Below are 12,611 nucleotides of genomic sequence, written 5' to 3'. Positions count from 1 at the left end.
ATTAAGGCTGCCTTTTAGATATGGATAGTATATGTAATTGTACTATTTTATTTCAGCAAGAATTGTATTGAATGTCGCACTAGGACGCATTGCTTTGCTCATTAACTCAGGAGTCGGCTGATAGTAACCGCCAAGAGTTTGTGGTTTTCCCTGAGCACCGATTAATTCCTCGTTAATTTTAGCTTCATTCGCTTCAAATTGAGCAGCGATCGGAGTAAAAATTGCTTTTAATTCAGCATCTTTATTTTGAGCAGCCAAAGCCTGAGCCCAATAGAAAGCAAGGTAGAAATGAGAACCACGGTTGTCAATTTGTCCTACTTTACGAGCCGGAGATTTATCATTTGCCAGGAATTTATCGTTTGCCTGATCTAAAGTTTCAGACAAAATAATGGCTTTAGAATTGTCTAAAGTTTGTCCTAAATGTTCTAATGAAGCACCAAGCGCTAAAAACTCTCCTAATGAATCCCAACGTAAATAACCTTCTTCTGTAAATTGCTCCACGTGTTTTGGAGCAGAACCTCCTGCACCCGTTTCGAACAATCCGCCACCATTCATCAACGGAACGATAGAAAGCATTTTAGCCGAAGTTCCTAATTCTAAAATCGGGAATAAATCAGTTAAATAATCACGTAAAACATTTCCTGTTACAGAGATCGTATCTAAACCTTTGATGATTCTGTCTAAAGTAAATTCAGTTGCAGCAACAGGATTTAAGATTCGGATATCTAAGTTTACTGTATTGTAATCTTTAAGGTATTTTTCAACTTTTACGATTAATTCTCTATCGTGTGCTCTGTTTTCATCTAACCAGAAAACAGCAGGAGTATCCGATAAACGCGCTCTGTTTACAGCCAGTTTAACCCAGTCCTGAATAGGAGCATCTTTTGCCTGACACATTCTGAAAATGTCATTAGCTTCAACGTTTTGTTCCATAAGAACAGTTCCTTTGTTATCTGTAACACGAACAACACCATCAGCTTTCACTTGGAAAGTTTTGTCGTGAGATCCGTACTCTTCTGCTTTTTGAGCCATCAAACCTACGTTAGGAACACTTCCCATTGTTTTAGGATCAAAAGCACCGTGTTTTTTACAGAAATCGATAGTTGCAGTATAAATACCCGAATAGGCACGATCCGGGATAACAGCGATCGTATCTTGTTGTTTTCCTTCTTTGTTGTACATCTGTCCGGAAGTACGAATCATTGCCGGCATAGAAGCATCAACAATAACATCAGAAGGAACGTGTAAGTTTGTAATTCCTTTTTCAGAATTTACCATTGCTAAAGCTGGACCATTTTCGATTGCTTTCGTAATGTCAGCTTCAACTTCAGCCTGTTCAGGTCTTCCTGCAATTTTTGCATAGATATCACCTAAACCATTTCTGGTGTCGATGTTTAATTCAGTGAATAAGGTTTCATATTTTTTGAAAAGATCAGCAAAATAAACTTCAACTATAGCGCCAAAGATAATTGGATCTGAAACTTTCATCATGGTAGCTTTTAAATGCACAGAAAGTAAAAGTCCTTCTTTTTTTGCATCAGCGATCGCTTCAGCAGCAAAAGATTTTAATTTTTTTACACTTAAAACAGAGCTGTCAATAATTTCTCCTGCTTTTAATGGCGTACTTGCTTTTAAAACAGTTGTTGTACCGTCTTTTGCTATGAATTCGATTTTTACATCATTAGCTTCATTTACAGTAAGTGATTTTTCACTTCCGTAGAAATCACCATTTGGCATTGAAGCTACCTTAGTTTTTGAATCAGCAGACCAGGCACCCATCGAGTGTGGATTTGCTTTTGCAAAATTCTTAACGGCTCTTGGAGCTCTACGATCTGAGTTTCCTTCACGTAAAACAGGATTTACGGCAGAACCTAAAACCTTGGCATATTTTGCTTTAATTTCTTTTTCAGCATCATTTTGAGGATCTTCCGGGAAATTAGGGATATTGTATCCGTGAGATTGCAATTCAGCGATTGCTGCCTTTAATTGTGGTACTGATGCTGAAATGTTTGGTAATTTGATGATATTAGCTTCAGGTTGTGTCGCTAACTGACCCAATTCTGCTAATGCATCTCCGGTTTTTTGAGCATCTGTAAGAACCTCCGGGAAATTAGATAAAATTCTACCTGCCAAAGAGATATCTCTGGTTTCAATAGCAATACCAGCTGTAGCAGTAAAAGCTTGAACAATAGGTAATAAAGAGTAAGTCGCTAATAGAGGCGCCTCATCAGTTAAGGTGTAAAAAATTTTTGAATTCTGTGTCATTTTTTTTTTTTTTTTATAATCGTATCGTCAGGGAATGGCGATGTAAAAGGTATAGTCGGCTCAGAATGAGCGGAGCAAATATAATAAAATCAGTCCGAAAACGGTGTAGTTTTGCCGAGAAATACCGAAATTATCAGATTGTTATTTCGGACCCGTTTAATTATCAAATCGGTGATTTTGATATTAAAAAATTACAGTTTTAATATTTTAAAAAACAGGCATAAAAAAAAACTCGTTTCAAATTATCTGAAACGAGTTTTTTATAACAAAGAGATAAATGATTATCTTCTTTTATCTTTAATCTTAGCTTTTTTACCAGTAAGTTCTCTGAAGTAGAAAATTCTAGCTCTACGAACAGCTCCTTTTTTGTTGATTTCAATTTTCTGTAAAGCTGGTAAGTTTACCGGGAAGATACGCTCAACTCCGATAGCACCAGACATTTTACGAATAGTAAAAGTTTCTGTGTTACCAGAACCTCTTCTTTGAATAACAACTCCTTTAAAAAACTGAGTTCTTGTTTTTTCACCCTCTTTAATTTCGTAGTAAACTGTGATAGTGTCTCCAGCTCCAAAAACAGGGAAATCTTTTTTCTCAACTAATTCGGTTTGAACGAATTTCATTAAATCTGCCATGATATCTTTAATTATGGTTTTTTATAATAGAGCAACATTCACGGATCTCGCCAGAGGTTAGTCTAATTCGGGTGCAAATGTAGAAAATAATTATGAATTATAAATTGTAAATTATAAATTATTTTAAGTTGTTGATAAAAGGGATGTTAAGGCGCAGTTCTCAGTTCTCAGTCTCAGTCTCAGTTTTTACGTTTCTACACTGCGAACTGCGACTGAAAACTACTCCTGTCCTTCAAGCAAATCCGGACGTCTGTTCTTTGTATGTTCGTACGCCATATCCTCGCGCCATTTATCAATTTTGGCAAAGTGGCCGCTGGTTAAAACTTCAGGAACTTTCCATCCTTTATAGTCTGCGGGTCTTGTGTATATAGGTCCTGAAAGTAAATTATCCTGAAAACTATCCGTCAATGCTGAGGTTTCATCGCTTAGAACACCCGGAATTAATCGGATTAGTGCATCTGATAAAACCAAAGCACCTAATTCGCCGCCGGATAAAACATAATCTCCAATCGAGATTTCTTTGGTAATAAAATGATCCCGGACTCTTTGGTCCACACCTTTATAGTGACCGCATAAAATGATGATATTTTCATACATCGACATGGTGTTGGCCATTTTCTGATTCAGCGTTTCTCCGTCAGGTGACATATAAATGATTTCGTCGTACTCGCGCTCACTTTTTAAATGTGTAATACACGCATCGATTGGCTGTACGGTCATTACCATTCCGGCGCCACCGCCAAACGGATAATCGTCGACACTTTTTTGTTTGTTGGTCGTGTAATCCCTTAAATTATGAAAATGAACTTCTACTAAGCCTTTGTCAATAGCACGTTTCATAATCGAAGCCTCAAAGGGGCTTCTTAATAATTCCGGCAAAATCGTTATGATGTCAATTCGCATTTTTTCTCTTCAATAATGTAAGCGGCAAAGATACAAAGTAAATATTGGGAATTTTAAAGATTTAATGATTGAGTAAATAATGCAATAAATATTCGTTTTGGGATGTAACAGAAAGTATTTATTTTGTGAGAATTGTTTTTTAAATAAAAAAAAATAACATACTGATAAACATTGTGTTGTGCTTTTTGTTCGGTAAAAAAACTTACTTTTACGTAAGAAAATTATCAGACCACTAACAAATCAGAATCCTCATGAAAAAGCACTACATATTGATTGTTATGTTGTTGATTAACGCAGCATGTACAAGTACTAAAAAATCCATGGATAGCTGGGTCGGAAAGACAAAACAAATTTTCATTAAGACTTTAGGGCCTCCTGTTCGGACATTACAGAATGCTGATGGAGAAATACTTATTTATGCCGATCAGGTCTATAAAAAAGCAGATAATACGAACGGATCTCCAATGCATGCTTCAAACAACTGGGAATACCTGTATGTATATGTAAATAACGAAGGAAAAGTGACCTACCTGAGAAATGAAAAGCAAAATTTTCCACCGCAGCAAATTGATGCCAGCTTATTAAAAGGAACTAATGCAATTAGTGCCAAATAAAAAAATCTTCTGTAAAATGATTTCTTTTTTTATTTAATTTAGGGATAAGATATAAAATTCTCTAAATCCTGAAATTATGAAAAAAATATTTTTAGTATTAATCGCAGCGGTATTAGTTGTTTCCTGCAATAATGAGGTAAAACCGCCAAATTTAGATCCAACAGAAAAAGAAAAAATAGTAAAACAATATTTTGAGTATTTCAATAAACACCAATGGAAAGAACTGGCAGAGATGTATGCTCCAATATCGGATTTTAAAGATCCTTCATTCGGAAAAGAAATGATTACACAGACCCGTAAACAAACGATAGATAAATACGTCTCGCTTCAGGATGTTTTTCCGGACCTGCATGATGAAATTATTAATATCTATCCTTCAGATGAGAAACACATCATTGTCGAATTTGTATCAACCGGAACAGCTGCGGACGGTTCGAAATTTAAGCTGCCAATTTGTACCATTTTCACCATCGAGAACGGAAAAATAACGAAAGATTTTACCTATTTTGATAATTTCGATGATTCAAAATCTAATAAATAAAGTTAGTTTTACTTTATTAATGTAGAAAAACAACAAATGACTTCCAGACGTACTTTTATAATCAAGAGCAGCCTGGCTACTGCGGCGGTTTTGGCTGTGCCGTCATTCGCTTTTACTATGAACAAAAAAGAAATTGGTCTGCAATTGTATACTTTGCGTGAAGAAATTCCGAAAGATATAAAAGCGACATTAGAGAAAGTGTCTTCAGCCGGATTTACAACTGTGGAGACGTACGGTTTTTCGATTAAGGATCAGTTTTGGGGATTGTCACCGGCTGAGTTGAAAAAAATACTGGACACAAACCACTTAAAAGCAGTAAGTGGGCATTATGGGATAGGCTCTTTTCTGTCTGATGGAGACACAGCTGAACTTAAAGCCGCAATTGCTGCTGCAAGAATTTTAAAAAGTGAATATCTCACCATTCCATGGATAGATCCGCCTTTTAGAAAAAACAGCGAAGATTACAAAAAAATTGCCGGTCGCTTAAACGAAGCCGGGAAAATGTGTCAGGATGCAGGTTTGAAATTAGCGTATCATAATCATGATTTTGAATTTGAAGATCATAACGGAGTTACAGGCTACGAAATTTTATTGAAGGAAACCGATAAGGATCTGGTGTATTTTGAAATGGATTTATATTGGGTCGTGCGTGCCGGGAAAGATCCGTTGCACATATTCAAAGAAAATCCAGGGCGTTTTAAATTGTGGCATGTAAAAGACATGGATAAACTTAAACCGGCCCTGAATGCGGAAGTGGGTTCCGGATCAATCGATTTTAAATCCATTTTTAAGGAAGCAAAACTTGCCGGAATGGAACACTTTTTTGTAGAACAGGAGAACAATTTTGCTATTAATTCCTTTGATTCCATAAAAACAAGCTGCGTTTTCATTTCGAATAACCTAATCCGTAAATAATCAAATTTAAGTATCAAATTTAATGGAACTAAACGTAAAAAAAGAGGTGGAAAAAGCAATTGGAGGATTGTTTTTTATGATTATAAATACAGTAATATGGACTTTAATTGCCGAGTATTATTTAGAAAATAAAGACAACAGGATTGTTGGAGTATTAATTGGTCTGGTAATTTTAGTCTTTTTGTTTTTTTACGTCCGTTTTACAAAATTTCAAAAAACAGTACCGGATGCTATCGAAACCCAAACGCAGGAAGAAGAGCAAAAAGACAAACGTTTTCTGTGGATTTTTGGTTTAGAAGGACTAGGAATCTTTTTAGCAAAAAATATATTAGTGAATATCAATCACAATGAATTATTTATTCCGTTTTTTGCTTTAATTGTGGGGCTGCACTTTTTTCCTTTAGGGAAGTTATTCAAAAGGAAGTTCGATTATTACATGGGAATCTGGACTTCGACAGTTGCAATAATAGGGCTTTATGTGATAATTCAAAAAATAACAACTGTAAATTTTGCCAATGCAATCATTAGTATTTGCTGTGCCGTTTCAACTATTGGCTATGGTGTAAAAATGATAGTAAGCGGTCAGAAAGCAATCCGGAATAATGTAAAATAAACTCGTAACGGAGAACAGAAATATGAAAAAACTAGGACTTGTTGGTGGAATCAGCTGGGTTTCGACAATTGATTATTATCGATTTATAAATGAAGGAATCAACGAAAAATTAGGAGGGCTTAATTTTGCAGAATGCATTATTTATTCTTTGAATTTTGATGACTTTCAAAGAAATAATACCAATGGAAACTGGGAGGCGACTTTCGAATTACTTTTAAACGCCTGCAAAAGTCTGGAAAAAAGTGGTGCTGATGCAATCGTCTTATGTGCTAATACGGCCCATGCGGTTTCGGACCAGCTGGAACAGGAAATTAACCTGCCTATTATTCACGTGGCAACAGCTACGGCGAACGCAATTAATAAACAAGGTTTAAAAAAGGTGGGTTTATTGGGTACAAAATTCACGATGGAAATGGACTTTTACTTTAAAAAACTCGCAGAAAATAATATAGAAGCCATTGTTCCTTTTCTTCAGGACGAAAGAGATTTTATTCAACAGACCTTAAAGGAAGAATTAGGACGCGGAATCATAAAAGAACAAACCAAAAGAGCTTATCTTTCTATTATTGAAAAACTAATTGAGAATGGCGCTGAAGGAATTATTTTGGGCTGTACCGAAATTCCGTTGCTAATAAGTCAGGAAGATGTGTCGGTTCCGGTTTTTGATACCACCAAAATTCATTCAGAAGCAGCAGTACATTTTGCTGTTTCAGCAGAATAAATCACAATGACAAATCAAAAGAAAAAGATACTGGCTATTTCAGGAAGTACAAGAATGAATTCCAGTAATTTTAAAATTCTGGAATTCATTTCTAAAAACATAAATAAGGAGTTTGAAGTTGAGATATTCGAAGATTTGGAAAATATACCTCATTTTAATCCTGATTTAGATACTGAAAATCCACCTGAGGCAGTCACTCAGTTTAGAAATAAAATTGATGCGGCAGCCGGAGTAGTAATCTGCACGCCCGAATATGTTTTCAGTTTACCGGGAAGCCTGAAAAATGCGTTGGAATGGTGTGTTTCAACAACGGTTTTTTCCAGTAAAAAAGTGGGTTTGATTACCGCTTCGGCATCGGGAGAAAAAGGACACGAACAATTAGGACTAATTATGACAACTATTGAAGCCGGATTCACGGATCAAACACAGCTTTTGATACAAGGCATAAGAGGAAAATTAGGGACTGACGGAACGATTACGGATGAAAAAACACTGCATAATCTTGTAGCATTCATTCGGAATTTTGAAGAGGAAATCGAGGAGTTAAATTAAAATAAAAGAATATGCAAAGTTCAGGGACAAGTAAGGAATTTATAAAAGGGGATGAAATAGAGTGGGAAGTGGTTGGAGAAGGCATTAAACGAAAAATTCTGGCTTATAATGATCAGGCCATGCTGGTAAATGTTCATTTTGAAAAAGGGGCGATTGGTGTTTTGCACGAGCATTATCATACGCAGGTCACTTATATTTCGAGTGGCAAATTTGATGTTACGATCAGTGGAATGACAGAGACTTTAAAAGAAGGAGACAGTTTTTATATTCCGCCCCATGCGATTCACGGTGTGTTATGTCTGGAAAGCGGTACTTTGACAGATGTTTTCAGTCCGATGCGTGAAGATTTTTTGAAACTGTAAAGTTTTGAATGGCAATAGAATATATAAAATAAACAACTGTTTTGACCATAACTTCAGGAAAAATTATACTTTTTTTTAAGTTTAGGTTACAATTAGAATAGTATTTTTGTAAAATGAATCTATCCAAAACGAATGTCTTATTTATGGCAGCCTGCACTGGACTTATAGTTGCAAATCTGTATTACTGCCAACCCCTAATTGTTTTAATTGCCAACGAATTTAAAATTCCGGAAGCCAATGCCGGAACGATAACTTATCTTACTCAGGCAGGTTACGCAATTGGTTTGTTTTTTATGGTACCGCTTGGAGACAAAATCGAGCGTAAAAAACAAATTCTGATGACCACTTTTGCCTCGGTAATTGCTTTAATTATCGCCGCTACGGCCAAAAGTTTTTTTATACTACAAATTGCCTCATTGCTTTTAGGAATTACTTCGATAGTGCCTCAGCTTATTTTACCTCTGGCAGCTTCATTAACAGCGCCGGAACAACGTGGGAAAGTAGTAGGAACGATTATGAGTGGTTTGCTGGTGGGAATTTTACTTTCCAGAACGCTAAGCGGATTTATCGGTCAGCTTTTTGGATGGAGATCTATGTTTTGGATCGCTGCCGGAATCTGTCTTTTGATATTTTTTGCTATTCAGAAAAAATTCCCGGTCAATAAACCTCAATTTCAGGGTTCCTACGGTCAGTTGATAAAATCACTTTTTACATTGATTAAAACCCAGCCTGTTCTGCGTGAAGCTACATTAATAAATGTTTTTTGTTTTGCACAGTTTGGTGCTTTCTGGACGACGATGGTTTTGCTGCTTTCCGGACAGTCTTTTAATTTCAATAGTGCTACTATTGGCCTTTTTGGAATTGTAGGCGCTTCAGGAGCTTTGGCAGCGCCGTTGGTGGGCAGAATGGGCGATAAAGGAAATCCAAGGGTTGCGGTTGGTTACGGCTGTTTATTGATGTTAATTAGTTTTATCGTTTTTTACTTTTCAATCGAAAATGTAATCGGAATAATTATCGGTATTGTTTTTATCGACATCGGAATTCAGGGGGTGCATATCTCCAACCAAACCAGAGTATATTCGCTTTTACCGGAAGCCAGAAACAGGCTTAATACTGTATTTATGTCGTTTAGCTTTTTAGGAACTGCGGCAGGATCTGCCTACGGATTATTACTATGGAAGTTAGGCGGATGGCATGCTGTTACAATTGGCTGTGCAATTCTGGCCCTATTAGCATTACTAGTTTACGGACTTACTTATAAATCATCCCGTCCCGACGCTTCGGGATCGGATTAAACAATAGAAAGCACAAATTGATATAAAATTAATTTGTAAATTTGCATTCAAATTAAAAATAACAACAATGGAAAACGGAATATACGCTAAATTCAATACCAGCAAAGGGTCGATTTTAGTAAAATTGGCACACGATTTAACACCGGGAACAGTGGGTAACTTCGTAGGACTGGCTGAAGGAAACTTAGAAAATAAAATTAAACCACAAGGAAACAAATATTACGACGGATTATCATTTCACCGTGTAATTCCTGATTTCATGGTTCAGGGAGGTTGTCCTCAGGGAACAGGAACAGGTGGTCCTGGTTACAAATTTGATGATGAATTTCATCCAAGTTTAAAACATGATCGTCCGGGAGTATTAGCAATGGCTAATTCCGGTGTAGGAACAAACGGATCTCAATTTTATATTACACACGTTCCAACTTCATGGTTAGACGGAAAACATACCGTTTTCGGTCACGTAGTAGAAGGACAGGACATCGTTGATGCAATTGCTCAGGGAGATGCTCTTGAAACTTTAGAAATTGTAAGAGTAGGAGAAGAAGCTGAAAAGTGGAATGCTGTTGAAGCTTTCAGAGTTTTTGAAGGTTCCCGTGCAAAACGTGATGCTGATGAAAAAGCTGCAGCTGAAGCTAAAATGGAACAACTTGCTGCTGGTTTTGATAAAACAGAAAGTGGTTTACGTTACAAAATGATTCAAAAAGGAGATGGTAAAAGAGCTGAAGCAGGTAAAACAGTTGCAGTTCATTACGAAGGATCTTTAGAAACCGGAAAAGTTTTTGATTCTTCTTACCCACGTAAAAAACCAATCGAATTCAGATTAGGTCAGGGTCAGGTTATTGAAGGATGGGATGAAGGTATTGCTTTATTGCAGGTTGGAGACAAAGCCCGTTTTGTTATTCCTTCTCATTTAGCTTACGGATCTGCCGGTGCAGGAGGAGTTATTCCACCAAATGCAACTTTGATTTTTGACGTTGAATTAATGGAAGTAAAATAAGTAATTAGACAACTTCTAAATTGTCTTAAATAAAGAATCCCATTCGCTTGCCGAATGGGATTTTTTTTATATTTACTTCAAAAATATACCTGATGAAATCAAAAATTATAACTCTTGCAGCGCTAGCTTTATTTGTAGTTTCCTGTGGTACTCAAAAGACAGCTCCGGTTGCAGCAGCTGAGCCAGCCACCCCACCAACTGAAAGTGCTAAAGCTGTAACACTGACTCCTGAACTTGCAGAGGGTCAAAATTTGTACTCAAACAATTGTGCAAAATGCCACGAATTGTTTGAGCCGAAAAAATTTAGTCAGGAAGAATGGACGCCAATTCTTGTGAGAATGGGCAAAAAAGCACATTTGGATGCTGTACAAATGACATCGATTACGAATTATATTAATTCGCAATTGTAAAAAAAAATCAAAGGAAGCATTCTTAATCGGGATGCTTTTTTTTTTATCTTGAAGTATAAAAAAAAACACCTTCATAAAGATGAGGTGTTTAAAGTATTTTATTCGTGTATAGCTCAAAAACTTATTTCCATTTGATATTACAGCCAACACTTGGTTTTTGAGGGTCTTTTAAGGACCTGTTGTAAATAAGCGCATCTATCGCGCTGCGTAAATCACTTCCGCTTAGTGGAATTCCGTTATTGGGTCTTGAATTATCCAGTTGTCCTCTGTAAAATAAACGATCTCTGTTATCAAACAAAAAGAAATCCGGAGTACAGGCAGCATCAAAAGCTTTGGCTACTTCCTGAGTTTCATCAAACAAATACGGAAAATCTATTTTGTTGCGGAAAGCAAATTCAGTCATCATTTCCGGTGAATCCTGAGGGAATTTTTCAATATCATTGCTCGAAATGGCAATCACTCCAATTCCCTGTACACGATAATCATTTGCAATCATCACAATTTCATTGATAACATGAAGTACATAAGGACAATGGTTGCATATAAAAACGACAAGCGTTCCTTTTGATCCTTTCAAATCTTCAAACGAAAAGGCATCATTAGAATTCGTGTCTTTTAGCCTGAATTCCGGAGCCATAGTTCCAAGAGCCAACATGTTTGAAGGAGTTTGTGCCATTTTAAAGAGAATTTATTCCTCAAAAATAACCTTAATATTCCTTAAATAAAAGCACTATAGTATTAAAAAAAAAATATCCAAAGAGTTCAGGATTTCCTTAAATACTCTTTGGATATTTTTATATGCAGATTATGAATTTAAGAAATTCAGTAAATCTTTGTTTAGTTTTTCTCTTTCGGTGTAGAATAATCCGTGTGGCGCACCTTCATAAACAATGTAAGTATTGTCACGAATACCTTCAGCGGCTTTTTTTGACGTCAGTTCAATTGGAACTATTTTGTCATCATCCCCATGAATAATTAAGGTCGGAACCTTTACAAAATTCAATTCATCCCTGAAATCAGTAAATGAAAAAGATTCTGCACATTTTAAAGTTGCTCTGGGAGACGCAACCGAACAAAGGTTTCTGTAATATTCCAATAAAGGTGTGCTTAAAGGCTTGTTGATAATGTTTACGCCAAAAAACGTTTTTCCGAAATTATCGATAAAAGCAATTCTGTCTTCCTTAATAGCATTTGCGGTAGTTTCACTTTTTTCTCTCGGATGCCCGTCAGGATTATCATTAGTCTTTAGTAAAAAAGGCACAACAGAGGAAATCAAAGCGGCTTTTGTAACTCCTTTTCCACCATGACGGCTAAAATAACGAACTACTTCACCACCGCCCATCGAGAAACCGACAAGTGTAGTATCTGTTAATTCCAATTGTTCAATAATTTCCTGTAAATCATCTGATAAGGTATCGTAATCGTAACCATCCCAGGGTTGTGACGACTTACCAAATCCACGACGGTCATAGGCTATTACTCTGAACCCGTTCTGAACAAGGAACTCGATTTGATATTCCCACATTTCATTCGAAAGCGGCCACCCGTGAATAAGAATTACAGGTTTACCCTGACCATAATCTTTTACATATAGTCTTACGTTTTGGGCTGTTTCTATATATTTGTCGGTGTGAATTTGTTTTAGATTGGACTCAAAATTTTTCTCAGAAAGTGTTGAGTTGATGATATTATTTTCCATTTTTTTTCTTTTTTAACGTTAGCATGCTAATTTCTATTGTAAAAGTAGAAGCTACGCTAAAAAAATGGTTATAGAATTAGTAGTAATAC

General features: G+C 36.2%; 15 protein-coding genes. 10 read left to right on the top strand and 5 right to left on the bottom strand.

Features of this window, described 5'->3' with window-relative positions:
* Positions 1-42 precede the first annotated feature (42 nt).
* The 3 genes from EV142_RS12010 to trmD all read right to left on the bottom strand — a co-directional run bounded on the left by EV142_RS12010 (position 43) and on the right by trmD (position 3,800).
* Complete coding sequence (locus tag EV142_RS12010; protein WP_132036023.1) at positions 43-2,265, bottom strand: NADP-dependent isocitrate dehydrogenase; 2,223 nt, start codon at positions 2,263-2,265, stop codon at positions 43-45.
* 281 nt (positions 2,266-2,546) lie between these two features.
* Positions 2,547-2,897, bottom strand: coding sequence for a 50S ribosomal protein L19 (gene rplS, locus EV142_RS12005; RefSeq protein WP_132036021.1), 351 nt, complete (start codon positions 2,895-2,897; stop codon positions 2,547-2,549).
* Between the two features lie 219 nt (positions 2,898-3,116).
* Positions 3,117-3,800, bottom strand: a complete 684-nt coding sequence (gene trmD, locus EV142_RS12000) for a tRNA (guanosine(37)-N1)-methyltransferase TrmD (RefSeq protein WP_132036019.1) — start codon at positions 3,798-3,800, stop codon at positions 3,117-3,119.
* 251 nt (positions 3,801-4,051) lie between these two features.
* Here trmD and EV142_RS11995 point away from each other — a divergent pair, with 251 nt between their 5' ends.
* The 10 genes from EV142_RS11995 to EV142_RS11950 all read left to right on the top strand — a co-directional run bounded on the left by EV142_RS11995 (position 4,052) and on the right by EV142_RS11950 (position 10,823).
* Positions 4,052-4,414: a hypothetical protein gene (locus tag EV142_RS11995; RefSeq protein ID WP_132036017.1), complete on the top strand. Its 363-nt coding sequence runs from the start codon at positions 4,052-4,054 to the stop codon at positions 4,412-4,414.
* 76 nt (positions 4,415-4,490) lie between these two features.
* Positions 4,491-4,955, top strand: coding sequence for a nuclear transport factor 2 family protein (locus tag EV142_RS11990; RefSeq protein ID WP_132036015.1), 465 nt, complete (start codon positions 4,491-4,493; stop codon positions 4,953-4,955).
* Positions 4,956-4,991: 36 nt separating this feature from the next.
* Positions 4,992-5,870: a sugar phosphate isomerase/epimerase family protein gene (locus EV142_RS11985; RefSeq protein ID WP_132036013.1), complete on the top strand. Its 879-nt coding sequence runs from the start codon at positions 4,992-4,994 to the stop codon at positions 5,868-5,870.
* A 22-nt stretch (positions 5,871-5,892) separates the two neighbouring features.
* Positions 5,893-6,483, top strand: coding sequence for a DUF7010 family protein (locus EV142_RS11980; RefSeq protein WP_132036011.1), 591 nt, complete (start codon positions 5,893-5,895; stop codon positions 6,481-6,483).
* A gap of 22 nt (positions 6,484-6,505) precedes the next feature.
* Positions 6,506-7,204: an aspartate/glutamate racemase family protein gene (locus EV142_RS11975; RefSeq protein ID WP_132036009.1), complete on the top strand. Its 699-nt coding sequence runs from the start codon at positions 6,506-6,508 to the stop codon at positions 7,202-7,204.
* Between the two features lie 6 nt (positions 7,205-7,210).
* The gene (locus EV142_RS11970) at positions 7,211-7,756 is read left to right on the top strand and encodes an NADPH-dependent FMN reductase (RefSeq protein WP_132036007.1); all 546 of its coding nucleotides are present in this window, start codon (positions 7,211-7,213) and stop codon (positions 7,754-7,756) included.
* An 11-nt stretch (positions 7,757-7,767) separates the two neighbouring features.
* Positions 7,768-8,118, top strand: coding sequence for a cupin domain-containing protein (locus EV142_RS11965; protein WP_132036005.1), 351 nt, complete (start codon positions 7,768-7,770; stop codon positions 8,116-8,118).
* 143 nt (positions 8,119-8,261) lie between these two features.
* A complete protein-coding gene (locus EV142_RS11960) occupies positions 8,262-9,413 on the top strand; it encodes an MFS transporter (protein WP_238698707.1) in 1,152 nt (383 codons plus the stop codon).
* 67 nt (positions 9,414-9,480) lie between these two features.
* Entirely contained in the window at positions 9,481-10,413 is a 933-nt protein-coding gene (locus tag EV142_RS11955; RefSeq protein ID WP_132036001.1) for a peptidylprolyl isomerase, read from the top strand.
* Positions 10,414-10,505: 92 nt separating this feature from the next.
* Positions 10,506-10,823, top strand: a complete 318-nt coding sequence (locus EV142_RS11950) for a c-type cytochrome (RefSeq protein ID WP_132035999.1) — start codon at positions 10,506-10,508, stop codon at positions 10,821-10,823.
* A 121-nt stretch (positions 10,824-10,944) separates the two neighbouring features.
* Here the strand turns inward: EV142_RS11950 and EV142_RS11945 are convergent, their stop codons facing one another.
* Both EV142_RS11945 and EV142_RS11940 read right to left on the bottom strand, forming a co-directional pair.
* Positions 10,945-11,499, bottom strand: a complete 555-nt coding sequence (locus tag EV142_RS11945; protein WP_132035997.1) for a thioredoxin family protein — start codon at positions 11,497-11,499, stop codon at positions 10,945-10,947.
* A gap of 129 nt (positions 11,500-11,628) precedes the next feature.
* On the bottom strand, positions 11,629-12,522 hold the full coding sequence (locus EV142_RS11940) for an alpha/beta fold hydrolase (RefSeq protein ID WP_132035995.1): 894 nt from the start codon (positions 12,520-12,522) through the stop codon (positions 11,629-11,631).
* Between the last annotated feature and the right edge of the window lie 89 nt (positions 12,523-12,611).

Origin of the sequence: Flavobacterium circumlabens (assembly GCF_004345565.1) — a bacterium.
Lineage (GTDB): Bacteria > Bacteroidota > Bacteroidia > Flavobacteriales > Flavobacteriaceae > Flavobacterium > Flavobacterium circumlabens.
This window is presented reverse-complemented; position numbering and strand designations above follow the sequence as displayed.